Annotated in this window: 5 protein-coding genes; all 5 read right to left on the bottom strand. The window is 76.1% G+C overall.

Going from position 1 to position 26,258, the window contains the following annotated elements:
- Positions 1–50: 50 nt before the first annotated feature.
- Positions 51–1,781, bottom strand: coding sequence for an ABC transporter ATP-binding protein (locus tag ACFWA9_RS10455; RefSeq protein WP_380385375.1), 1,731 nt, complete (start codon positions 1,779–1,781; stop codon positions 51–53).
- A complete protein-coding gene (locus ACFWA9_RS10450; protein ID WP_380385372.1) occupies positions 1,774–3,618 on the bottom strand; it encodes an ABC transporter ATP-binding protein in 1,845 nt (614 codons plus the stop codon). Before ACFWA9_RS10450 ends, ACFWA9_RS10455 begins: the two co-directional genes overlap by 8 nt.
- A gap of 89 nt (positions 3,619–3,707) precedes the next feature.
- Positions 3,708–3,932, bottom strand: a complete 225-nt coding sequence (locus tag ACFWA9_RS10445) for an MbtH family protein (RefSeq protein WP_352290088.1) — start codon at positions 3,930–3,932, stop codon at positions 3,708–3,710.
- Positions 3,933–3,969: 37 nt separating this feature from the next.
- Positions 3,970–13,710: an amino acid adenylation domain-containing protein gene (locus ACFWA9_RS10440; protein ID WP_380385369.1), complete on the bottom strand. Its 9,741-nt coding sequence runs from the start codon at positions 13,708–13,710 to the stop codon at positions 3,970–3,972.
- Positions 13,707–26,183 carry an amino acid adenylation domain-containing protein gene (locus ACFWA9_RS10435; protein WP_380385366.1) on the bottom strand — a complete coding sequence of 4,159 codons (12,477 nt, stop codon included), beginning with the start codon at positions 26,181–26,183 and terminating at the stop codon, positions 13,707–13,709. Before ACFWA9_RS10435 ends, ACFWA9_RS10440 begins: the two co-directional genes overlap by 4 nt.
- Between the last annotated feature and the right edge of the window lie 75 nt (positions 26,184–26,258).

The following is a 26,258-nucleotide window of genomic DNA, read 5'->3' as shown; positions in this document are numbered from 1 at the left end:
GGAGCGGCACCAGCACTCACTTCCGATTAGGTTAGCCTAACCTCGCATTGTCAGACCAGTCGCGTCGCCCCGATCGGCAGCCCACCTGCCGGTTCGTCACCGACCAGGTGGCCGCCGTCCAGCCGGACGACGCGGGGCAGCCGCGCGATGGTGGCCGGCCGGTGCGCGATCACGATCAGCGTGCAGTCCGCCCGCAGCTCGTCCAGGGCGTGCTCCAGCCGGGCCGCGGTGGCCGGGTCGATGTCGGCCGTCGCCTCGTCGAGGACCAGGACGGCCGGGTCGGCCAGCACCGCGCGGACCAGGCCGAGGATCTGCCGCTCCCCCGCCGACAGGTTGCCGCCGCGCAGCCCGACCTCCGCGTCCAGACCGCCCGGCAGTTCGGCGAGCCAGGCCCGCAGGCCCAGCTGGTCGACCGTCCGCTCGATGGCAGCGCGGTCCGGTGCGCCCTGGACCAGGGCCAGGTTCTCGGCCACCGTGCCGGTGACCATCCGCACCTCCTGCGGTACCAGCACGATCCGGCGGCGCAGCTCCGCCTCGGGCACGGCCGCGAGGTCGGTGCCGGCGAAGCTGACGGTGCCGGAGTCCGGGTGGTAGAGGCCGCAGAGCAGCTTGGACAGCGTGGTCTTCCCGGAGCCGGTCTCGCCGACGACCCCGGTGCGGCTCCCCTCGGGGAAGTCCAGGCTGATCCCGTGCAGGGTGCGGCCGTCCGCCCGGTAGGCGTACTCGACGCCCTCGCAGCGCAGGTCGCCCCGGGCCGGCAGGGCGGCGGCGGCCGTCTTCGGGCGGTCCGCGGGGGCGGTCGCCGCCAGCAGGTCCAGCAGCCGGGCCAGGCCGGTGCGCGCCGTCTGCACCTCGCCGACCAGCTGCGAGAGGTCGGCGAAGGAGTCGAAGAGGTTGCGGCTGGCGAGCACGAAGACGACCACGGCGTCGATGGTCAGGGTGCCCCGCACGACCAGCCAGCCGCCCACCAGCAGCAGCACCACGAGGGCCAGGCCCTCGATCAGGCTCACCAGGTCGATCCGGTTCTCCACCCGCAGCGCCCGGCGGGCGGCGTGCACCGCCCGGGTGTTCTCGCCGTCGAAGCGGCGCGTCCACCCGGCCAGGCCGCGCGAGGTCTGGAGGGCCTCACGGGCGGTCAGGGTCTCGGAGAAGGTGGCCGCGACGGTGGCCTCCGCGCCGGCCTTGGCGCCGAAGGCCGCGCCGGCGTCGCGCTGAAACCAGCGGGTGACCAGCAGGGTCAGCGGGACGAAGACGACCAGCTGGACGAGGAGCAGCACCCAGGAGTACCAGGCCAGCATCACCAGGGTGAAGACCAGGGTCGCCACCGAGGCGACCAGGCTGCGCAGGTGCAGCCGGACGAACGCGGCCAGCGCGGCGACCTCGCCGGTCGAGCGGCGCAGCAGCTCGCCGCTGCGGTGGGTCTCCAGGAAGCGCAGCGGCGCGGTCGCCAGGTTCTCCACGCACTGCTCGCGCAGGGTGCGGACGACCTGCTCGCCGCCCTGGATCAGCAGCAGTTCGCCGACCCGGGCCAGCACCAGCTGGCCGACCGCGAACACGGCGAGCAGCAGGACGGCCAGGCCGAGGCCGCCGCGGTCCTCGTGGTCGAGCGCGTAGGCGGCCACGCCGACCAGCGGGGCGACGGCGACCAGCGCGGCGGAGTCGGCGAGGCCGACCAGCAGCGCGACGACGAGCCGGGCCCGGTGCGGGCGCAGGTACGGCGCCGCCCGGCGCAGCACCCCCCGGTGGTCCGCCTCGTCCTGGAGCAGGGGCTGCTCAGCCATGGGCCGCCTCCGCGGTGGTCACAGTCATGGCGCTCTCGGGCCTTTCGGTCGGGTCGGCTCCGGGGGTGCCGGGGGTCGTCGTGGCGGTGTCGTCGGAGGCCTGGGAGCGCAGCCGGACCACCCGGTCGGCGGCCTCCAGGACGGCGCCGCGGTGCGAGGCGAAGACGACCGTCCGGCCGGCGGCCCAGCCGCGCAGCCGTTCCAGCACGAGCTTCTCGGTCGTGGTGTCCAGCGCGGAGGTCGAGTCGTCCAGCAGCAGCACCCGGGGGTCGCCGAGCAGGGCGCGGGCGATGGCCAGCCGCTGGACCTGGCCGCCGGAGAGGGCGGTGCCGCCCTCGCCCAGCTCGGTCAGGTAGCCGTCGGGCATCGCGGTGAGCTGGTCGTGGATGCCGGCGGTCCGACAGGCCTCGTGCAGCGCCGCGTCGTCGAACTCGCGGCCGAGCCGGAGGTTGTCGGCGACGGTGCCGGAGAGCAGGACCGGCCGCTGGGACACGTAGGCGATCCGCGAGCGGACCTCGTCCAGCCGGACGTCGCGCAGGTCGACGCCGCCGTAGGAGACGGTTCCGGCGTCCGGGTCGTCGAGGCGGACGGCGAGGCGCAGCAGGGTGCTCTTGCCGGAGCCGGTGGCGCCTTCCAGGGCGACGAACTCGCCGTCCCCGACCGCCAGGTCGACCGGGCCGAGCACGGTCCGGCCGTCCCGGACGGCGGTGGCGCCGGCCAGCACCAGGGTGCCGGCGGCGGGCAGGTGCACGGCCCGGTCGGGGGCGGGTTCGGCGACCACCGGGCGGATGCAGAGGGCCTCGTCGATCCGGGCGGCCGCGACGTCGGCCTGGCCGCGCTCCAGCAGACGGTCCACCAGGACCCGGGTGGCGAGGGTGATGATCGCCATCCAGGAGGTGTAGGCGACCAGGTCGCCGATGGAGAGCCGCCGGTCGAGGACGGCCAGGCCGCCGATGCCGACGCCGGCCGCGACGGCGAGCCGGGGGACGAACGGCGCCACGGCCGCCCAGCCGGCCTCCACCCGGGCGGCGACGACGGTCCGGTCGGTGACGTCGGCGCTGGCGGTGTGGTGGCGGTCGACCAGGGGCCGGTGACCGCCGGTGCCGCGCAGGCCGGTGCCGACCTGGAGCAGGTCGGCGACGGCGTCGGCGCGTTCGCTGTGGGCCCGGGAGAGCTCACCGCTGGCGGCGGCGAACCGCTTGGGGAAGTGGAGGTTGACCCAGACCAGGAACGGCAGGGTCGCCAGGGTGACCAGCAGCAGGGTCAGGTCGAGGGCGGCGAGGGCGGGCAGCAGGACCACGAAGGTGGTGGCCAGCACCACCCAGACGGCCAGGCCGTGCACCCACTCGCGGACCAGGTCGGTGTCGCGGGTCGCGCGCATGGCGAGGTCGCCGTGCCCGCGCGAGGCGAGCGCGGCCCGGTCCAGGCCGGAGAGGTGGCGCAGCAGTCGGCCCCTCAGGTCGGCGCCCACCTTGGCATCGGCGTAGCCGGCCCAGTACTGCCAGCCGTACAGGCCGACGAACTGGACCGCGGCGGCGCCGGCGGCGGCGCCGGACCAGAGCAGCAGGGCCCCGCCGTCGCCGGGCTTGATGCCCTCGTCCAGGGCCTGGCTGACGCACCACGGCACGGCCAGGAGGGCGATCTGGCGGATCGCCGCCGCCACCATCGCCGCGGCCACCGTGGCCCGGTGGGGCCGCAGGGAGCTTCGTAGCAGGGCGCGGGCCCGACGGCGGCGCTCCGGGGAGAGTGCTCCGGGCGCCAGGTCCTCGTCCGCGAGTTCCTCGGCCGTCAGGCCGTCCCGGGGCCCCGCGGCGGGTTCCGTCTGTCGGTTGCTCACATCGCTCACTCGATCGCTCGCCCGTCTGGTCACTGATTCGAATACGGGGCGGGGGGACGGCCCGGTCGGGCCGTCCCCCCTGTGGTGGGTCAGACGCCGGCGGCGGCCGTACGGGCGACCAGGCTGGCCGGGCGCATGTCCGTCCAGTTGGCGTCCACGTAGGCGGTGCACGCCTCACGGCTGTCCTCGCCGTGCACGACCGTCCAGCCGGCCGGGATCTCGGCGAAGGCGGGCCAGAGGGAGTGCTGGTTCTCCGCGTTGACGAGCACGAAGTAACGGGCGTCGTCGTCCTCGAACGGGTTGGTGGCGCTCATGTCGTCTCCTTGGGGGTAGTGGTCGGTGGACGGGCGGTCAGCCGGAACAGGCCGGCGTGCTCTCAGGCTCCTCGCCGAGCGAGGCCGTGACCAGACGGTCGACGAGGAACTCGGCGAGCGCCGCCACGGTCGGCCGGGCCAGCAGGTCGGCGAGGCCGAAGTCACCGGCGAACTCCGCCCGGATCCGCTGGAGCAGCGACATCGCGAGCAGCGAGTGGCCGCCGAGGTCGAAGAAGTTCTCGTCGATCCCGAGTGCGGGCAGGCCCAGCACGTCGGTGAACGCCGCGTGCACGGCCTGCTCGCTCGGGTACCTCGGTCCGCGCAGCGGTCCCGACGCGGTGAAGTCGGTGGCGCTGGGCGCGGGGAGGGCCTTGCGGTCGAGCTTGCCGTTGACGGTCAGCGGCAGCTCGTCGAGCACCACGAACGCCGACGGCACCATGTACTCGGGCAGCCGGGCGGCCAGCATACGCCGGACCGCGGCGGCCTCGATAAGGGTACCCTCACCCGGCACCAGGTAGGCGACCAGGCGCTTGACGCCGGGGGTGTCCTCGCGGACCACCACGGCGGCCTGGGCCACGGCCGCCTCCAGGGCGATGGCGTCCTCGATCTCGCCGGGCTCGACCCGGTAGCCGCGGATCTTCACCTGGTCGTCGGCACGGCCGAGGAAGTCCAGCAGCCCGTCCTGACGCCAGCGCACCACATCGCCGGTGCGGTACATCCGGCCCCCGGGCTCGCCGAACGGGTCCGCGACGAAACGCTCCGCCGTCAGCCCCGCCCGGTTGAGGTAACCCCGCGCCAGACCCACCCCCGACACATACAGCTCGCCCGCCACACCCACCGGAACCGGCCGCAGACAGGCGTCCAGGACGTACGCCCGGGTGTTCCAGATCGGCCGGCCCACCGTCGCGGTCGGCGAGTCCAGCGTCCCGCCACCGAGGGTGTTGATGGTGTACTCGGTCGGCCCGTACAAGTTGTAACCCATGACTCCCGGCGTCTCGCGCAGCCTGGTCCAGAGCGTCTCCGCCACCGCCTCACCACCCAGCAGCACCAGCACCGGACGGTGCCGGTCCTCGTCCAGCAGACCGGCCTCCACCAGCGCCTGCGCGTACGAGGGCGTCACGTTGATGACATCGATCCCGTGGACGTCCAAGTAGTCGGCCAGGCCCTGGGCGTCGCGGCGCAGGGCCTCGTCCAGGACGTGCACCTCATGGCCCTCGACCAGCCAGAGCAGTTCCTCCCAGGACATGTCGAAGGAGAACGAGACGGTGTGCGCGATCCGCAGCCGGCGACCACCCGCGGACTCGACCACCGGATCGAAGATCGCCTCACGATGGTTCAACTGCATGTTCGTCAGACCCCGGTACGGCGTCACCACACCCTTCGGCCGACCCGTCGAACCCGAGGTGAAGATCACATACGCCGGACTGTCCTGATCCACCACCACACCCAGCGGACCCTCCGGCAACGCCGCCAACTCCGCCACCACCTCCGGCGAGTCCAACAACAGCACACCCCCGAACGACGGCATCCGACCCGCGGCCGTCGAATCCGTCACCAGGCAGACCGGAGCGGTGTCCTCCACCATGAACGCCAACCGCTCCACCGGATAGTCCAGCTCCAACGGCAGATACGCCGCACCCGTCCGCAGCACCGCGAACAACGCCGCCACCATCTCCAGCGAACGCGGCAACCCCAGCGCCACCACCCTCTCCGGCCCCGCCCCCCGCGCCACGAACAACCGCGCCAACCGGTTCACCCGGGCATCCAACTCCGCGTACGACCACGACACCCCACCGAACACCAACGCCGTCTCACCCGGCACCGCCACCGCACGCTCCGCCAACAGATCCGCCACCGTCGCCCCCGGCAACCCACGACCCGTCGCCACCCACTCCCCCAACACCAGACCGCGCTCACGCACCGTCAACACATCCAGGGCGCCGATCCGGCGGCCCGGGTCGGCCGCGACCTGCTCCAGCAGGGCCAGCAGTCGCTCGACCAGGGCCTCGGCGGTGGTGCGGTCGTAGAGGTCGGCCGCGTACTCGAAGGCGATGTCGATCTCCTCCGTGGTGGAGGTCTCCTCGAAGTTGAAGTCGAGTTCGAACTTCGCGGCGCCCAGCTCGAAGGGCAGGATCCGGCTCTCCAGGCCGAGCAGGCGTCCGGCCTGGCCGTCGTTGTGCTGGTAGCCGAGCATCACCTGGAACAGCGGGTGCCGGCCGGGCACGCGCGGCGGGTTGACCGCCTCGACCAGCCGGTCGAACGGCAGGTCCTGGTGGGCGAAGGCCGCCAGGTCGGTGTCCCGGGTGCGGGTCAGCAGCTCGGCGAAGGTCGGGTCGCCGGACAGGTCGTTGCGCAGGACCAGCGTGTTGACGAAGAAGCCGACCAGCCCGTCCAGCGCGCTGTCGGAACGCCCGGCGACGGGCGCCCCGAGGGGGATGTCCGTGCCGGCGCCCAGGCGGTGCAGCAGGGTGGCCACGGCCGCCTGGAGCACCATGAAGGTGGTGGTGCCGGTCGCCCGGGCGGCCTCGCGCAGACCGCGGTAGACGGCCGGGGGGACCTGGCCGCGCACGGTGTCGCCGCGGTAGCCGGCCACCGGACGGCGCGGGTGGTCGGTCGGCAGCGGCAGCTCCTCCGGCAGCCCGGCGAGTGCCTGCTTCCAGTACCCGGCCTGCCGGGCGTGCAGGCTCCGCTCGTCCTCGGGCGAGCCGAGCAGCTCCTGCTGCCAGAGCGTGTAGTCGGCGTACTGGACCGGCAGCGGCGCCCAGTCGGGGGTGCGGCCGTCGGTGTGCGCCGCGTAGGCGCCGGTGAGGTCCTCGATGAAGGGGAGCATCGACCACTCGTCGCCCGCGATGTGGTGGAAGAGCACCACCACCACGTGGTCCTCCGGGCCGAGCTCCAGCAGGCTGACCCGCAGCGGCAGTTCGGCGGAGAGGTCGAAGCCGTACCGGACGGCGCTCCGGAGGTCGGCGTCCAGCGTCGACTCGGAGGAGCGGACCAGGTGCACGGCCGCCTCGGCCGCCGGGGCCTCCAGGATCCGCTGGTGGACGTCGCCGTCGCGCTCGGTGAAGACGGTGCGCAGGCTCTCGTGCCGCTGCGTCACCGAGCGGACGGCGGCGCCGAGGGCGGCCCGGTCCAGCGGTCCGGTGACCCGCACCACCAGGGGCACGTTGTAGGTGGCGCCCGAGTCGTCGAGGTTCTGCAGGAACCACATCCGGCGCTGGGCGTGCGAGAGCGGCAGGTCGGCCGGGCGCTCGCGGCGGCCCAGGGCGGGGCGCGGGTCGTCGCCGGCGCCGGCCCGGTGGGCGAGGCCGGCCGGGGTGGGTGCCTCGAAGAGGTCGCGGACGGTGAGCCCGGCGCCGCCGGGCAGCGCGCGGACCCGGCCGATCAGCCGGGTGGCCAGCAGGGAGTGGCCGCCGAGGTCGAAGAAGTGGTCCTCGGGGCCGACCTCGGCGAGGCCGAGCACCTCGGCGAAGGCGCCGCAGAGGATCTCCTCCCGGGCGTCGCGCGGGGCGCGGCCGGGGCCGGTCCCGGTGCCGGCGGGCGCGGGGAGGGCCTTGCGGTCGAGCTTGCCGTTGACGGTCAGCGGCAGCTCGTCGAGCAGCACGAACGCCGACGGCACCATGTACTCGGGCAGCAGGGCGGCGAGTTCGTTGCGAACGGCGGCGAGGTCCACGGCCGTCGCGGCGGGGACGAGGTAGGCGACCAGGCGCTTGACGCCGGGGGTGTCCTCGCGGACCAGCACGGCGGCCTGGGCCACGGCCGGGTCCAGGGCGATGGCGTCCTCGATCTCGCCGGGCTCGACCCGGTAGCCGCGGATCTTCACCTGGTCGTCGGCACGGCCGAGGAAGTCCAGCAGCCCGTCCTGACGCCAGCGCACCACATCGCCGGTGCGGTACATCCGGCCCCCGGGCTCGCCGAACGGGTCCGCGACGAAACGCTCCGCCGTCAGCCCCGCCCGGTTGAGGTAACCCCGCGCCAGACCCACCCCCGACACATACAGCTCGCCCGCCACACCCACCGGAACCGGCCGCAGACAGGCGTCCAGGACGTACGCCCGGGTGTTCCAGATCGGCCGGCCCACCGTCGCGGTCGGCGAGTCCAGCGTCCCGCCACCGAGGGTGTTGATGGTGTACTCGGTCGGCCCGTACAAGTTGTAACCCATGACTCCCGGCGTCTCGCGCAGCCTGGTCCAGAGCGTCTCCGCCACCGCCTCACCACCCAGCAGCACCAGCACCGGACGGTGCCGGTCCTCGTCCAGCAGACCGGCCTCCACCAGCGCCTGCGCGTACGAGGGCGTCACGTTGATGACATCGATCCCGTGGACGTCCAAGTAGTCGGCCAGGCCCTGGGCGTCGCGGCGCAGGGCCTCGTCCAGGCCGTGCACCTCATGGCCCTCGACCAGCCAGAGCAGTTCCTCCCAGGACATGTCGAAGGAGAACGAGACGGTGTGCGCGATCCGCAGCCGGCGACCCCCCGCGGACTCGACCACCGGATCGAAGATCGCCTCACGATGGTTCAACTGCCTGTTCGTCAGACCCCGGTACGGCGTCACCACACCCTTCGGCCGACCCGTCGAACCCGAGGTGAAGATCACATACGCCGGACTGTCCTGATCCACCACCACACCCAGCGGACCCTCCGGCAACGCCGCCAACTCCGCCACCACCTCCGGCGAGTCCAACAACAGCACACCCCCGAACGACGGCATCCGACCCGCGGCCGTCGAATCCGTCACCAGGCAGACCGGAGCGGTGTCCTCCACCATGAACGCCAACCGCTCCACCGGATAGTCCAGCTCCAACGGCAGATACGCCGCACCCGTCCGCAGCACCGCGAACAACGCCGCCACCATCTCCAGCGAACGCGGCAACCCCAGCGCCACCACCCTCTCCGGCCCCGCCCCCCGCGCCACGAACAACCGCGCCAACCGGTTCACCCGGGCATCCAACTCCGCGTACGACCACGACACCCCACCGAACACCAACGCCGTCTCACCCGGCACCGCCACCGCACGCTCCGCCAACAGATCCGCCACCGTCGCCCCCGGCAACCCACGACCCGTCGCCACCCACTCCCCCAACACCAGACCGCGCTCACGCACCGTCAACACATCCAAGGTGCGAACCGGGCGGTCGGGGCGCTCCAGGATCTGCTCCAGGAGGGCCAGCAGCCGCTCGGCGTGCTCCTCGACGACGGCCCGCTCGAAGACGTCCGGGCGGTACTTCCACTCGAAGGTGAGGTGCTCGCCGGGGTTGGTGATGAAGATCAGCGGGAAGTGCGTCGCGTCGACGTCCGTCACCTGGCGCAGGCCGAGGCGCTCGCGCAGGCGGTCCCGCAGGCCCTCGTCGGCCGGGGTGTTGCGGAGCACCTGGAGGGTGTCGAACAGCCGGCCGAAGCCGGTGCCGCGCTGGATCTCGCCCAGCCCGGTCTGGTGGTGCGCCAGCAGGGCGCTCTGCTCGTCCTGGAGGCGGGTGAGGAACGCGGCGACGCCCTCCTCGCCGTCCAGCCGGGCCCGGACCGGCACCGTGTTGAGGAACATGCCGATGGTGGCGTCGATGCCGGGCAGCTCGGCCGGGCGGCCGGAGACGGTGGCGCCGAACACCACGTCCTCGCGGGCCGTCAGACCGGCCAGCAGCAGGCCCCAGGCGCCGGAGAGCACGGTGTTGAGGGTCAGGCCGTGCTCCCGGCCGAAGGCGGCCAGCCGCTCGCCGAGCCCGGCGGGGGCCTCGACGACGACCTCCTCCGGCAGCAGCGCGGCCCGCTCGCGGGCCTGCGGGGCGAGCAGCGTCGGCTCGGCCAGGCCCTCCAGCGCGGAGCGCCAGGCGGCCCGGCCGGCCTCCTGGTCCTGGCCGGCCAGCCAGCGCAGGAAGTCCCGGTAGGGCAGACCGGCGGCCGGCGGGCGCTCGCCGGCGCAGCGGGTCAGCACCTCCTGGAGGAAGAGCCCGGAGGACCAGCCGTCCCAGAGCAGCGCGTGGTTGGTGATCAGGACGCGCTGGCCGCCGTCGGGGGCGAGCACCGAGACCAGCCGCAGCAGCGGCGGCGCGGCGAGGTCGAAGCGGGTGAACGCCTCGCGCTCCTTGAGGAGGCGCAGTTCGGCCTCGAAGTCGTCCGTGCCGAGCGCCGACAGGTCGACCTCGGTGAGCGGGACGTCGACGGCGCGCGGCAGGAACTGCACCGGGCGCTCCAGGCCCTCCTGGAGGAAGCCGGCCCGCAGGTTGGGGTGGCCGTCCAGCACGGCGGCCACCGCGGCGCGCAGCACCTCCAGCGGGATCCGGGCGGTCAGCGAGAGCACGTCGCGCGAGGTGTAGACGTCCAGCGCCTGCTCGTCGTACCCGGCCTCGAAGAGCAGGCCCTCCTGGAGCGGGGAGACCGGCCAGACGTCCTCGATCTCCAGCTTGGGCACGGCGGCGCGGACGAGGGCCAGTTCGGCCTCGGTCGCCGGGGGCAGCTCGGGCAGCTCCGGGGCGGCGCCGGCCGCCTCGCGGCGGTCGGCCAGCTCGGCGAGGGCGGCCGGGGTGCGGCGCTCGAACACGTCGCGCGGGCTGAGCGAGAGCCCCTCGGCGCGGGCGGCGCCGATCAGCCGGATCGAGGAGATGCTGTCGCCGCCGAGGCGGAAGAAGTCGTCCTCGACGCCGGCCCGCGGCAGGCCGAGGACCTCCGCGTACAGGTCGCAGAGCAGCTGCTCGGTCTCGGAGCCGGCGTCCCGGCCGGCCGCCAGGCCGGTGTAGGCGAGCGCCTCGTCGGGCAGTGCGGCCCGGTCGAGCTTGCCGTTGACGGTCAGCGGCAGCGCGTCCAGCACGGCGAAGGCGGACGGCACCATGTACTCCGGCAGCCGGGCGGCGAGCGCCCGGTGGAGTTCCTCGGTGTCGAGCGGGGCGCCCTTGGCGGGGACGACGTAGGCGACGATGCGCCGGACGGCGCCGGGCCGGACCAGCACGGCGGCCTGGGCCACGCCCGGCTGCCCGGCCAGCGCGGCCTCGATCTCGCCGAGTTCGATCCGGTAGCCGCGGATCTTCACCTGGTCGTCGGTGCGGCCGAGGTACTCGACCTCGCCGTCGGCCCGGCGGCGGACCAGGTCTCCGGTGCGGTACATGCGCTCACCCGGGGCGAACGGGTCGGCGACGAACCGGCCGGCGGTCAGGCCGGGCCGGTCCAGGTAGCCGCGGGCCAGCTGCGGGCCGGCCAGGTACAGCTCACCGGGCACGCCGGCCGGGACCGGCCGCAGCAGGCCGTCCAGCACGTGGGCGCGGGTCCCGCGCAGCGGGCGGCCGATGACCGGGGCGGCGCTGTCCGCGAGGTCGGCGACCAGGGCGTCGACGGTGAACTCGGTCGGGCCGTAGTAGTTGACGGCGGTGACGCCCGCCTCGCCGCGCAGCCTGGTCCAGAGTGGCTCGGGCAGCGCCTCGCCGCCGAGCAGCAGCACCGCCGGGCGGTGCTCGCCGGCCAGCAGGCCGCTGTCGAGCAGCTGCTGGGCGTACGAGGGGGTGACGTCGAGGGCGTCGACGCGGTGGGCGCGGGTGTAGCCGACCACCGCCTCGGCGTCCCGGCGGTCGTCCTCGCCGAGGACGTGCAGCTCGTGGCCGCCGATCAGCCAGATCAGCTGCTCCCACGAGGAGTCGAAGGAGAACGAGGCGGTGTGCAGGGCGCGCAGCCGGGCCCGGCCGGTGGCGCGCAGCGCGTCGGCGAAGGTGGTGGCCAGGTGGTCCTGGATCAGGTTGCCGAGGCCGCGGTGCGGGATCACCACGCCCTTGGGCCGGCCGGTGGAGCCGGAGGTGTGGATGACGTACGCGGCGGCGTCGGGGTGGACGGGACCGCCGCGCTCGGCGTCGGTGAGCGGGCCGGCGGGCAGCGCGGCGAGGTCGGCGGCGGTCCGCGGGTCGTCCAGCAGCAGGACGGCGGCGCCGGGCACCTCGGGCAGCCGGGCGGCGACCTGGGCGGTGGTCAGGACGACGGCGGGGCGCGCGTCCGCCAGGAGCAGGGCGAGCCGCTCGTCCGGGTGGTCGAGGTCGATCGGCAGGTAGGCGGCGCCGGCCCGCAGGACGGCGAGCAGCGCGGTGACCGACTCGGCGGAGCGCGGCAGCGCGAGGGCGGCGATGTCGTCGGCGCCCAGGCCGTGGGCGCGCAGCAGCCGGGCCAGCCGGTCGGCGGCGGCGTCCAGTTCGGCGAAGGAGAGCTGGACGGGGGCCGGGCCGCCGGTCAGGCCGGGGCCGACCAGGGCCCGGGCATCCGGGGTGCGGGCGGCCCGGTCGGCGAACAGGTCGGCGGCGGTGGCGTCCGGGACGCGGTGCTCGCCGCCGGAGACGGTGGCGGGCAGCGCGGCGCGCTCGGCGGCGTCGAGCAGGTCCAGCCGGGCGAGCGGGGTGTCCGGGTCGGCGGCGAACGCGGCGAGCAGGCGCAGGAAGCGGTCGGCGATCCGGCCGGCCTCGGCCTCGGTGAACAGCTCGGGCCGGTACTCCAGCTCCAGCCGCAGTCGCTCGCCGGGCAGCACGGTCAGGCCCAGCGGGTAGTGGGTGGCGTCGCGGGCGCCGAGCGCGGTGACGGCCAGGCCCTCGACGGTGCCCAGGCTCGTGCGGAGCGCGTCGCCGCCGCCCTGGTAGTTCTCGACCACGAGCAGGGTGTCGAACAGCGCGCCCTCGACGTCGGCGAGCCGCTGGATGACGCCGAGGCCGAGGTGCTGGTGGGCGATCAGCTCGGCCTGCTCGCGCTGGACGGCGGCGGCGGCGCCGGCCAGGGTGGCGCCGGGGGCGAGCCGCACGCGCACCGGCACGGTGTTGATGAAGAGGCCGACCATGGTGTCGGCGCCGGGCAGGTCGTCGGGGCGGCCGGAGACGGTGGTGCCGAAGACCACGTCGGCGGTGCCGGTGAGCGAGCCGAGCAGGACGCCCCAGAGGGTGTGGGCGAGGTTGCCGAGGGTCAGGCCCCGGCCGCGGGCGGCCTCGGCGACGGCGGCGGAGAGCTCGCGCTCGGCGTGCAGGGTGACCACGGCCGGTTCGACGGCGGTGGCGACGCCGGCGCCCGGCGCGACCGGGTGGGTCTGGGCGAAGCCGGCCAGCGCGGCGCCCCAGGCGGCCTCGGCGGCGGCGGTGTCGCGGGTGGCGAGCAGCGCCAGGTGGTCCTTGTAGGGGCGGACGGCGGGCAGCGCGGCGAGGTCGCCGGCCGACCCGTAGAGCGCCAGCAGCTCGCGCACCAGGATCGGCATCGACCAGCCGTCGAGCAGCAGGTGGTGGCAGGTGATGACGAGCCGGGAGCGGTCCGGCCCCAGCCGGAGCAGGGCCAGCCGCAGCAGCGGCGGGGCGTCCAGCTCGAACCGGTGGTGCCAGTCCTCGTCCATCGCGGCCAGTACCGCGGCGTCCTGCTCCGCCCCGGCCGGGGCGGTCAGGTCGACCACCCGCAGCGGGGTCTCCACCTCGCGCTGGACGAACTGGACGACCGCCTCCGGGTCCTCGTACCAGAACCCGGCGCGCAGGTTGGCGTGCCGCACCAGCAGCGCGTCGACGGCGGCGGCCAGCCGGGCGCCGTCGACCGGGCCGGCCAGGTCGAGGTGCGACTGCACGACGTAGACGTCGCGCGCCTCGTCGTCGTAGAGCGCGTGGAAGAGCAGCCCCTCCTGCAAGGAGGAGAGCGGGTAGACGTCCTCCAGGGCCGACGCGGCCGGGGCCTGGGCCTGCGAGTCGTCGATCGGTGCGGTGGAGTCGTTCGTCACGGGGTTCTCGGTCCTGGGGGTGGGGTGGCGGTCGGTGGGGTCGGGGGCGGCGGCGCCGCCCGGTTCGCGGCTCATCGGCGGCGCCTGCGCAGCCGCGACTCCAGCCGGTCGATCTGGGTCTGCTTGAGCCGGACGAGGTCGAGGTCGGACGGCGTCACCCCGCCCGCGTCGCCGCCGGCGGCGTGCCGGGCGAGCGCGTCGAGCGCGGCGAACCAGGAGGCGGCCAGCGCCGCCACCTCGTCCTCGCCGAACAGCGCACCCGGCCAGCTCCACTCGACCGTCAGCTCCGGGCGGCCGTCGGGGCCGGGGGCGACGACCGCGTCGATCTCCAGCGGGTAGCCGGCCGGCATCAGCCGGTCGGGGCCGGCCGCGGCGGCGACGGCGGTGCGCTCGTCCTGCGGGGCGAACGCCCAGCCGCCCTGCGGTCCGGCGCCGGTGTCCGTCCGGCCGCGGTAGTTGAACAGCACCTCGGAGCGGGGCACCGCGGCCAGCAGCGGCGCGGTCTGCGCGTTGAGGTGGCGCAGCAGGCCGAAGCCCAGGCCCCGGTCGGGGGCGGCCCGCAGCTGCTCCTTGACCTGCTTGAGCGCCTGGCCGGTGAGCGCGCCGCCGGTCATCGCCTCGGCCGGGTCCAGCCCGGTCAGGTCGAGCCGGACGGGGTGCACGGTGGTGAACCAGCCGACGGTGCGGGCGAGGTCAGGGGTGAGCCCGGCCGCCTCGCTGCCGCCCCGGCCGTGGCCCTCCAGGTCGACCCGGACGGCCGGTGCGGCGCCCGGGCGGGCGGCGGCCACGCCGAGGGCGAGGCCGGCCAGCAGCACGTCGTCCACGCCGGCGCCGAAGGACTGCGGCAGGACGGTCAGCAGCGGCTCGGTGCGGTCGGCGGGCAGGGTGCGGCGCAGCGTGCGCAGGGTGGCGACGGTGTCCCGGGCCGGGTCGGCGGTGAGGCCGCCGAGCGGCCCGGCCGGACCGTCGAGGACCTCCCGCCACTGCCTGGCCTCGGCGATCCGGCCGCGCTCGTGGGCGTGCGCGAGCAGCTGCTCGGACCAGGCCCGCAGGCTGTGGGCCTCCGGTTCGAGGGCCGGGCGGCCGCCGGCCGCCAGCGCCTCGTAGGCGGTGCGCAGGCCGGGCAGCAGGGTGCGCCAGGAGACGCCGTCCACGGCGAGGTGGTGGACGGTCAGCAGCAGCCGGCCGTCGGTGTCCGGGCCGGCGTCGAACCAGACGGCGCCTAGGACCCGGCCGGTGCCGGGGTCGAGCGCCGCCGCGGCCGCGTCCGCCTCGCGGGTCAGCAGGGCGGTCCACCCGGCGGGTCCCGCCTCCCGCGCGGCCCGGGCGTCGACCCGGCGCAGGGTGCGCGGGTCGGTCAGGGCGGGGGCCGCGTCGGCGGCCAGGACCTCCTGGGTCCAGAGGCCGTCGGTGCGGTCCAGCCGCAGCCGCAGCGCCGGGTGGCGGGTGGCGAGGGCCGCCAGCGCGTCCCGCAGGGGCTGCTCCCGCAGCCCGGCCGGGACGGTCAGCAGGACGGACTGGTTGAACCGGTCGATCGGGCCGCCGCGTTCGCGCAGCCAGTGCACCACCGGCAGGGCGGGCAGCTCGCCGTCGGCGGGCGGCGCGAAGGCCGACGGGCCGGCGGGGGCGGGCGTGCCCAGGCCCTTGGCGGCGGCCAGCGCGGCCGGAGTCGGGTACTGGAAGACGTCCTTGGCGGCGATCGGGAAGCCGGCCGCGCGGGCCCGGCTGACCAGCTGGATGGAGACGATGCTGTCGCCGCCGAGGGCGAAGAAGTTCTCCTCCTCGCCGACCTCGGGCAGGCCCAGCACCTCGGCGAAGACCCTGGCCAGCGAGCGGCCCGGAGTCTGCCCGGCCGCCGCGGGGGCGGCGGCCGCGCGGCGGGCCGGGTCGGGCAGCGCCTTGCGGTCGAGCTTGCCGTTGACGCTCAGCGGCAGCGCGTCCAGCACGGTGACGGCGGCCGGGACCATGTGCTCGGGCAGCACCGCGGCCACCGCCACGCGGACGGCGTCGCCGCCGACCGAGGCGCCCGGCTGCGGGACGACGTAGCCGAACAGCTGGCGGGCGCCGCCCTCGGTGACGGCGCGGGCGGCGACGGCCGCCTGGGCCACGCCCGGTGCGGCGGCCAGCGCGGCCTCCACCTCGCCGAGTTCGATCCGGAAGCCGCGGATCTTCACCTGGTCGTCGGTGCGGCCGAGGTACTCGACCTCGCCGTCGACCAGCCGCCGGACCAGGTCTCCGGTGCGGTACATGCGCTCGCCCCGGGCGAACGGGTCGGCGACGAACCGGCCGGCGCTCAGGCCGGGCCGGCCCAGGTAGCCGCGGGCCAGCTGGACACCGCCCAGGTACAGCTCGCCGGGCACGCCGACCGGGACCGGCCGCAGCCGGGCGTCCAGCACGTACAGGCGGGTGTTCCAGACGGGGCGTCCGATCGGGACGACGCCGGAGCCGGCCCAGGCGCGGTGGTAGGTGACGTCCACGGCGGCCTCGGTGGGCCCGTAGAGGTTGTGCAGCTCGATCTGCGGCCAGAGGGCCGCGAAGCGCTCGACCGCCGCGGGCGGCAGCGCCTCGCCGGAGCAGAACACCCGGCGCACACCGGCGAAGCGGTCCCGGACGGTGCGGTCGGCCTCGGCCACCGCGGTGAAGGCGGTGAGCATCGAGGGCACGAAGTGCGCGGTGGAGATGCCCGCGCCGGCGGCGAGCGCGGCCAGGTACTCCGGCTCCCGGTGGCCGCCGGGCCTGGCCAGGACCACCCGGGCGCCGCTGACCAGCGGCAGGAAGAACTCCCAGACCGACACGTCGAAGCCGGCCGGGGTCTTCTGCAGGATCCGGTCCTGCGGGGCGATGCTGTAGACCTCGCGCATCCAGTCGAGCCGGTTGACGATCGCCCGGTGCGGGACGACGACGCCCTTGGGGCGGCCGGTCGAGCCGGAGGTGAAGATCACGTAGGCGGGGTGCTCCGGCTCCGGGGCGACCGGCTCGGCCTGCGGCCCGTCGGCGTCGACGCCGAGCACCGGCACGCCGGGGACGACCGGCAGCGCGCCGGCCGTGCCGGGCAGGGTGAGCACGCAGACCGGGGCGGCGTCCTCGACCATCGCGGCCAGCCGGTCCGCCGGGTACTCGGTGTCCAGCGGCAGGTAGGCGGCGCCGGACTTGAGCACCGCGAGCAGGGCGACCATCAGCTCGACCGAGCGCGGCACGGCGACCGCGACGATCCGGTCCGGTCCGGCGCCGTGCGCGGCGAGCACGCGGGCCAGCCGGCCGGCCCGCTCGTCCAGGCCGCGGTAAGTCAGCTCCGCTCCCTCGAAGGCCACCGCGACCGCGTCGGGCGTGGCGGCGACCCGCTCGGCGATCCGGGTCACCAGGGTGCCCGGCGCCACCTCGCGGTCGGTGGCGTTCCACTCCCCCGCGAGGCCGCGGCGCTCCTGGGCGCCGGTCAGCTCGACCCGGGCGGCCGGGCGGTCCGGCGCGGCCAGCGCCTGCTCCAGCACCCGCAGCAGGCGGGCGCCGAAGAGCCGGCCGGTGGAGCGGTGGAACAGGTCGTCGGCGTAGATGACGGTCAGGTCGGTGTGGTCGCCGTCGGCGGACTCCACGAAGGTGAAGGCCAGGTCGAAGCGGGCCGCGTGCACCGGGTCGGGCAGCAGCGTGGTGCGGGCGCCCAGCAGGCGGTCCAGGCCGCCGGCCTCCTTGCGGTGCTGGACCATCACCTGGAACAGCGGGTGGCGGCCGAGCGAGCGCTCCGGGTTGACGATCTCGACCAGCCGGTCGAACGGCAGGTCCTGGTGGGCGAGCGCGCCCAGCACGGTCTCCCGGGCGCGGGCCACCAGGTCGTCGAAGGTCGGCTCGCCGGAGAGGTCGTGACGCAGCACCAGGGTGTTGACGAAGAAGCCGACGACCGGCTCCAGCACCTCGTCGGCGCGCCCGGCGACCGGGGTGCCGAGCGCCACGTCGGTGGTGCCGGCGAGCCCGCCGAGCAGCAGCGCGGCGGCCGCCTGGGTGACCATGAACGGGGTCGCGCCGCTGCGCTGGGCGTAGCCGCGCAGCGCCCGGTGGAGGGCGTCGGGCAGCCGCAGCCGTACCGCGCCGCCCCGGCCGGTGGCCTCGGCGGGCCTCGGCCGGTCGGTCGGCAGGGCGAGTTCGGCCGGCAGGTCGGCCAGCCGCCGCGTCCAGTAGCGGGCCTGGGTGGCGGCGCTGCCGTCCTGGTCGGCGAGCAGGTCGGCCTGCCAGAGCGCGTGGTCCGCGTACTGGAGCGGCAGCGGCTCGAAGACCGGCGCCGTGCCGGCCAGGCGGGCGGCGTAGGCGTGGTCAAGGTCGCGCAGCAGCACCCCCTCGGACCACTCGTCGCCCGCGATGTGGTGCAGCGCGACGCTCAGCACCGACCGCTGCGGCCCGGTGCGGAGGAGGGTGGCGCGGACCGGGATCTCCTCGGCGAGCTCGAAGGCGTAGGCGCCGGCGGCGGCGACCGCCCGGTCGAGCCGGCCCGCGGCGACCTCCTCCACGGTGAAGGGCACGCCGGCCTGCTCGGGGGTCAGGATCCGCTGGTGGGGCCGGCCGTCCCGGTCGGGAAAGACCGTCCGCAGCGCCTCGTGCCGGGCCAGGATGTCCGCGAAGGCGGCGCGCAGCGCGTCGGTGTCGACGGCGCCGTCGATCCGCAGCGCGCACGGGATGGTGTACGCGGTGCTGGGGCCCTCCAGCCGGTACAGGAACCAGAGCCGGGCCTGCGCGGCGGAGAGCGGCAGCGGCTCGGGGCGGGGCCGCGCGGCCGGGGCGGGGCGGCCGGTGGCGGCGGTGGCCAGCCGGGCGGCCAGGGCCGCGGCGGTGCGGCTCTCGAAGAGGTCCCGCACGGCGACCTCGACCCGCAGCGCGGCGCGGAGCCGGCCGACCACGCGGGTGGCGAGCAGCGAGTGGCCGCCGAGGTCGAAGAAGTCGTCCTCGACCCCGGCCTGCGGCAGGCCGAGCACCTCGGCGAAGACGCCGCAGACCACGGCCTCGCGCTCGTCGCGCGGGGCGCGGCCGGCGGGCGCCGCGAAGGCGCTCGCCTCCGGCTCGGGCAGGGCGTGCCGGTCCAGCTTGCCGTTGACGTTCAGCGGCAGCACCGGCAGCGGCACGATCGCGGCCGGGACCATGTACTCGGGCAGCGACCCGGCCAGCGTCCGGCGCAGGGCGGCCGGGTCGGCCTCGCCGCCGGGGGCGGGCACGACGTAGCCGATCAGCCGCTTGACGCCGGTGGCGGTGGCGCGGGCCAGCACGGCGGCCTGGGCCACGCCGGGCAGGGCGGCCAGCGCGGCCTCGACCTCGCCCGGCTCGATCCGGAAGCCGCGGATCTTCACCTGGTCGTCGTCGCGGCCCAGGTAGTCCAGCGTGCCGTCGCCGCGCCAGCGGACCACGTCGCCGGTGCGGTACATCCTCGCCCCGCCTCCGGCCGGGGGTGCCCCCATGCCGTCGCCGAACGGGCAGGCGACGAAGCGGCCGGCGGTCAGGCCGGGGCGGTTGCCGTAGCCGCGGGCCAGGCCCTCGCCGGCGATGTACAGCTCGCCGGGGACCCCGGCCGGGACGGGCCGCAGCCGGGCGTCCAGCACGTAGACCCGGGTGTTGCCGATCGGCCGGCCGACGAACGGGGTGGGGCTCTCGTCCAGGGCCGCGCCCAGGGTGTCGACGGTGTACTCGGTCGGGCCGTAGAAGTTGTGGCCGAGCACGCCCTCGGTGTCGCGGATCCGGCTCCACAGGGCGTCGCCGACGGCCTCGCCGCCGACCAGGAAGAGCAGCGGGCGGTGCTCCGCCGAGTCGAGCAGGCCCCATTCGACCAGCTGCTGGCCGAACGACGGGGTGACGTCCAGGGTGTCGATCCGGTCGGCGAGCAGCCGGGCGACCAGGGCCTGCGGGTCGCGGCGCAGGTCCTCGCCGTAGACGTGCAGCTCGTGGCCGCGGATCAGCCAGAGCAGCTGCTCCCAGGAGGAGTCGAAGGAGAACGACGCGGTGTGCGCGGCCCGCAGCCGGCGGCCGCCGGCGGCCCGCTCGGCCCGGGCGAAGACCGTCCCGCCGTGGTGCTCCAGCATGTTGGCGAGGCCGCGGTGCGGCACCTGGACGCCCTTGGGGCGGCCGGTGGAGCCGGAGGTGTGGATGACGTAGGCGAGGTCGTCGGGGTCGGGGCGGACAGGGTCGGCGTCCAGCGCGCCGAGCCGGCCGGTGGTCAGGGTGCCCAGGCCGTGCCCGGCGAGGACCGGGCGGGTGCGGGCGACCTCGTCGGTGGTCAGGGTGACCAGCGGTTCGGCGTCGGCGAGCATCAGCGCGATCCGCTCGTCCGGGTGGTCGAGGTCGACCGGCAGGTACGCGGCGCCCGACTTCAGCACCCCGAGCAGGGCGGCCACCAGCTCGGCCGAGCGGGGCAGTGCCAGCCCGACCACCCGGCCGGGGCGGGCGCCGAGCGCGGCGAGGTGGCGGGCGGTCAGCTCGACCCGCCCGGCCAGCTCGGCGTAGCTGAGGCGCCGGTCGCCGAAGACCACGGCGGTGTCGTCGGGGGTGGCGGCGGCGCGGGCCTCGAAGGCGTCGACGACCGTCCCGGCGGGGACCTCGCGGCCGGTGGCGTTCCAGCCGTGCAGCAGCGTGTCGCGCTCCCGCCCGTCCAGGATCTCCAGCTCGCCGACGGGCGTCCCGGGCCGGGTGGCGACGGTCTCCAGCACCCGCAGCAGGCGGGCGCCGACGGCGGCGGCCTGCTCGGCGGTGAACACGTCGGCGCGGTACTCGACGGTGAGCCGCGGCGCCTCGCCGGGGAGGGTGAGCACGGTCAGCGGGTAGTGGGTGGCGCCCCGGTTGCCGATGCCGGCGACCCGCAGGCCGCGGGCGGTCAGCCGGTCGGGGTCGACCGGGTAGTTCTCGAAGACCAGCAGGGTGTCGAAGAGGGTGCCGTGCCCGGCGAGCGCCTGGATGTCGGCCAGGCCGAGGTACTGGTGGTCGAGCAGCGCGGACTGCTGGGCCTGCAGCCGGGTGAGCGCCTCGACGGCGGGCTCGTCCTCCTCGGGGCGGAAGCGGACCGGCACGGTGTTGCTGAACAGGCCGACCATGGACTCCACGCCGGGCAGGTCGCCGGGACGGCCGGAGACGGTGGCGCCGAAGACCACGTCCGCGCGGCCGGTGAGACGGCCGAGCAGGATCGCCCAGGCGCCCTGGACCAGGGTGTTGAGGGTGAGTCCGTGCGCCCGGGCGGTGCCGGTGAGCGCCGCCGCGAGCTCGGCGGACAGCGGCAGGTGGATCTCGGCGCCGGCGGCGGCCGGGCCACCGGCCGGGCGGCCCAGGGTGTCGGCGAGCAGGGTCGGCGCCTCCAGGCCCGCCAGCGCCTCGCGCCAGGCGAGCGTGTCGGCGCCGGCGTCCCGGGCGGCCAGCCAGCCGAGGTGGTCGGCGTACGGGGTGGTGGCGGGCAGCGCGGCGCTCGCGCCGCCGTCGCCGTAGGCGGTGACCAGCTCGCGCAGCAGGACCGGGGTGGACCAGCCGTCCATCACGATGTGGTGGCGGGTCAGCACCAGGCGGTGGTGGTCCGCGCCGAGGGTGACGAGCGCGCAGCGCACCAGCGGCGGCCGGGCGAGGTCGAACCGGCGGGAGGCCTCCTCGTCCTCGATCCCGGCGACCGCGGCGTCGCGCCGGCCGGCGGGCAGGGCGGTGAGGTCGTGCTCGGTCCAGGGCACCGTGACGGTGTCCGCCACCAGCTGGAGCGGGTGCTCGCCGATCGCGGTGAAGCCGGAGCGCAGCGCGGAGTGCCGGTTGACCACGGCGTCCACGGCGCGGCGCAGGGCCGGCCGCTCCAGCGGGCCGCGCAGGTCCAGCGAGGTGAGCGAGGTGTAGAGGTCGTCGGTGCCCTCCTCGCGCTGGTAGAGGGCGTGGAAGAGCAGGCCCTCCTGGAGCGGGGAGAGCGGCAGGACGTCGACGGTGCCGGGGTGTTCGGCCGCGATCCGGTCCAGCAGCGGCTGGCTGACGGCGGCCAGCGGGACGTCGCTGGGGGTGAGCCCGCCGGCGTCCGGCCGGGCGGCGTACGCGGCGAGGGCGTCCAGCGCGGCGAACCAGCGCTCGGCGATGTCGCGGACGGCCGCCTCGGTCAGGACGCCGTGCGGCCAGGAGAGGGTGACGGCGAGTTCGGCGCCGTCGGGGCCGTCGTGGACGAAGGCGCCGACCTCCAGGGCGTGGGCGGTGGGCAGCGCGGGGTCGGCGCCGGCCGCGACGGCGTCGCCGGCCTCGCGGGCGACGGTCCAGTGCGCGCCGTCCGCGGTGAAGCGGCCGAGGTAGTTGAAGAGCAGCTGCGGCTGGTCGGCGTCGGCCAGGGCGGGGCCGGAGACCGGGTCCAGGTGGCGGAGCAGGCCGTAGCCGGCGCCGGCGTTGGGCAGGGCCCGCAGCTGCTCCTTGACCAGGGCCAGGGCGCGGCCGGCGGCGGCGCCACCGGTCAGCGCCTCGTCGAGGTCCAGGCCGGCCAGGTCGAGGCGGGCCGGGAACTCGGTGGTCAGCCAGCCCACGGTGCGGGTGGTGTCGGCGCCGGGGACGAGCTGGTCCTCGCGGCCGTGGCCCTCCAGCCGCAGCAGCAGGTCGGCGCGGGCGCCGGCGCCGTGCCGGTCGCGGCGGCGGCCGAGCAGGGCGAGCGCGAGACCGGCGAGCAGGGTGTGGTCCACGCCGGCCCGGTGGGTGGCGGGCACCGCGGTGAGCAGCGGGGCGGTGCGGGCGGCGGGCAGCGTGAGGCGCAGCCGGCGGGTGGTGGCGGCGGTGTCGCGGGCCGGGTCGAGCGGGCGGTCGCCGAGCAGCGGGCCGGCGCCGTCGGCCAGCACGGCCTGCCAGCCGGGCAGTTCGGCGCGGATCCGGTCACCGGTGGCCGCCTCGGCGAGGCCGAGGGCCCAGCCGCGCGGCGAGGTGGCGACCGGGTCGAGCGGGCGGCCCTCGTAGGCGGCGCGCAGGTCGGGGAGCAGGATGCGCCAGGAGACGCCGTCCACGGCCAGGTGGTGGGCGGCGAGGACGAGCAGGCCGTCGGTGTCCGGGCCGGCGTCCAGGTGGACGGCCTGCAGCACGACGCCCTGTTCGGGGTCGAGCCGGTCGACGGCGGCCTCGCGCTCGATCGCGGCGGCGGCGGACAGCTCGGCCGGGGCGACGGTGAGGTGGCGCAGCCGCTCGGCGGCGGGGGCGCTGCCGGCGGGCCGGATCTGCTGGGTCCAGGTGCCGTCGGCGGCGATGTCCAGGCGCAGCCGCAGGGCGTCGTGGTGGTCGGTCAGGGTGTCCAGGGCGGCGGTGAGCCGGGCGCGGTCGAGGCCGGCCGGGACGGTGACCACGGTGTGCTGGCTGAACCGGGTGACCGGGCCGCCGCGCTCGCGCAGCCAGGAGCTGATCGCGGTGGCGGGCAGCGGGCCGGTGCCCTCGACGCCGGGCCGGCGGACCGCCGGGGCGGTCTGCTCGGCGACGGCGGCGATCCGGGCGACGGTGCGCCGTTCGAAGACCACCCGGGGGGTGAGGGCGAGGCCGGCCCGGCGGGCCCGGCTGCCGAGCTGGATGGCGGAGATGCTGTCGCCGCCGAGGGAGAAGAAGTTGTCGTCGACGCCGACCGTGTCCAGGCCGAGGACCTCGGCGACGAGGTCGGTGAGGATCCGCTCGGTCTCGGTGCGCGGGGCGCGGGCGGCGCCGTCGCCGGCCTGCCGGGGGGCCGGCAGCGCCTTGCGGTCGAGCTTGCCGTTGAGGCTCAGCGGGAGCGCGTCGAGGCCGACCAGGACGGCCGGGACCATGTGCTCGGGCAGGGTGGCGGCCAGGGCGGCCAGCAGGTCGTCCGGGTCGGCGGGGGCCGGGGCGACGTAGCCGACCAGTTGGCGGGCGCCGCCGGGGGTGAGCTCGCGGGCGGCGACGGCGGCCTGGGCGACCCCGGGCAGCGCCTCCAGGGCGGCCTCGATCTCGCCGAGTTCGATCCGGAAGCCGCGGACCTTGACCTGGTCGTCGGTGCGGCCGAGGTACTCGACGGTGCCGTCGGGGGCCCAGCGGACGAGGTCGCCGGTGCGGTAGAGCCGCTCGCCGTCGGCGAACGGGGAGGCGACGAAGCGCTCGGCCGTCAGGCCGGGGCGGCCCAGGTAGCCGCGGGCCAGCTGGACGCCGGCCAGGTACAGCTCACCGGGCACGCCGACCGGGACCGGCCGCAGCCGGGCGTCCAGCACGTACAGGCGGGTGTTCCAGACGGGGCGTCCGATCGGGACGACGCCGGCGCCGGGCTCGGTGGGGTGGTGGGTGACGTCGACGGCCGCTTCGGTGGGCCCGTAGAGGTTGTGCAGCGGGACGTCGGGCAGCGCGGCGTACCAGCGCTCGACGACGTCGCCGGGCAGGGCCTCACCGGAGCAGAAGGCGCGCCGCAGGCCGCCGCAGCCGGCGGCGGCGGTCGGCTCCTCCAGGAAGGCGCGGAGCATGGACGGCACGAAGTGCAGGGTGGTGACGCCCGTGTCGGCGATCAGGGCGGCGAGGTAGGCCGGGTCCTTGTGGCCCTCGGGGCGGGCCAGGACGACGGCGGCGCCCTCGCAGAGCGCCCAGAAGAACTCCCAGACCGAGACGTCGAAGCTGGCGGGGGTCTTCTGCAGGACGCGGTCCTCGGGGGTGAGGCGGTAGGCGTGCTGCATCCAGGCCAGCCGGTTGACGATGGCGCGGTGCGGGACCACGACGCCCTTGGGGCGGCCGGTGGAGCCGGAGGTGTAGATGACGTACGCCGCGGAGTCGGGGTCGACGGCGGGCAGGGCGGTCGTGGTGGCGCCGGCGGGGGTGTGGCCGGGGCCGATCAGGACGGCGGCGGCGCGGGCGCTCTCCGGCAGCCGGTCCAGCACCTCGGGGACGGTGACGACGCGGACCGGGCGGGCGTCCTCGATCATGTGGGCGAGCCGGTCGGCCGGGTAGTCGGCGTCCAGCGGCAGGTAGGCGGCGCCGGCCCTGAGGACGGCGAGCAGGGCGACCATCAGGTCGGCGGAGCGCGGCACGGCCACGGCGACCACGGTCTCCGGGCCGGCGCCGGCGGCGACCAGCGAGCGGGCCAGCGCGTCGGAGCGCTCGGCGAGCGTGGCGTAGCTGAGCGTCTCGCCCTCGAAGACGACGGCGGGGGCCTGCGGCGTGGCGGCGGCGCGCTCGGCGATCCGGCTGACCAGGGTGCCCTCGCGGACCTCCCGGGCGGTGGCGTTCCAGTCGTGCAGCACGGCGGCCCGTTCGGCGTCGGCGAGCAGCGGCTGGTCGCCGATCGGCCGCTCCGGGTCGGCGGCGAGCCGGGCGAGCAGGCCGGCGCAGCGGTCGGCGTGCAGTTCCAGCGCGGCCCGGGTGTAGAGCTCCGGGTTGGCCCCGAACTCCAGCACCAGCCGGTCGTCCGGGGTCTTGGTGACGGACAGCGAGAGGTCGTCGACCGGGCCGGAGGCCAGGGTGACGGTCTGTCCGGGGCTGCCCGCGAAGTCCAGCGCGAGGTCGAAGGGCTTGATGTTGAGCAGCGGCCCGTGGAGCCGGTGGTCGGTGCCGACCAGGCCGAGGTCGCGGCGGATCTCCTCGCCCCGGTGGCGCTGGTGGCGGCGGGTCGCGGTGAGCTCGGCGGCGGCGCGGCGCATCAGCCCGGTGTGGCTGTCCGTCCCGGCGACGGCGATCCGTACGGGCAGGATGTTGACGGCCATGCCGGGCACCCGCAGGGTGCCCGGGGCGGTGCGGGCCATGAAGTGCATGCCGAGCACGACGTCCGGCGTCCCGGTCATCAGGTGCAGGTAGCCGGCGAGGGCCGCGGCGGCCGCCTCGGCCCAGGTCGCGCGGGCCGCCCGGGCCGAGGCGAGGACGGCGGCCGAGTCCTCGGCGGTCAGCTCGACGCGGTGGTACCGGGCGGCGGGCGCGGCCTGGGCGGTCGCCTCGGTGAGGCCGACGACGGCGGGGCGGTCCGCGAAGCGGGCGTTCCAGTACTCCCGGCCCTCGGCGGCGGCGGGGCCGGCGAGGTACTCGCGCTCGGCCTCCACCAGGACGGCGAGCGGGCGCAGCGGGCTGTCGGGCACGTCGGTGCCGGCGGCGAGGGCGGTGTACACCTCGGCGACCCGGCGGGTGAGGAGCGCGACGCTGTAGCCGTCGACGACCAGGTGGTGGAACCACTGGAACCAGAGGTGGCGCTGCTCGCCGACCCGGACCAGCAGGGCGCCGTGCAGCGGGCCGGCCTCGGGGCCCTCCAGCGGGGTCGGGACGGCGAGTTGGGCCCGGACGAGCGCGGTGGCGGCGGCCACCGGGTCGGCGGCGGCGCTGGTGTCGAGCCGGGGCAGCTGCCAGGCCTCGGCGTCGAAGGCGGTGGGCAGCTGGACGGTGCGGCCCTCGTGCTCGGCGAGCCGGACGTGCAGGCCGTCGGCCTCGGCGAGGGTCCGGCGCAGCGCCCGCTCCAGCAGCGCGGGGTCGAACGGCCCGGTGATCTCGACGTACTGGCCGACGTTGTAGGCCGGGTTGTCCGGGTCGATCCGCTGTGCGGCGAGTACCCCTGCCTGTGCCGCCGTCAGCTCCTGGAGGACTGCGGCCGGCTCGACCTGCGTGGTGTTGGTGCCCGCCTGAGGCATGGTCGGCCCTTCCCGGTTCGGTGCGGCCCCGCCGACGATGCAAGCCCGGGGCGCTCGCTGGTGCGCTGTGGTGCG

This window comes from Kitasatospora sp. NPDC059973 (assembly GCF_042737525.1).
GTDB lineage: Bacteria > Actinomycetota > Actinomycetes > Streptomycetales > Streptomycetaceae > Kitasatospora.
The sequence above is the reverse complement of the archived record's forward strand: the minus strand, read 5'-3'. Positions and strand labels throughout refer to the sequence as shown.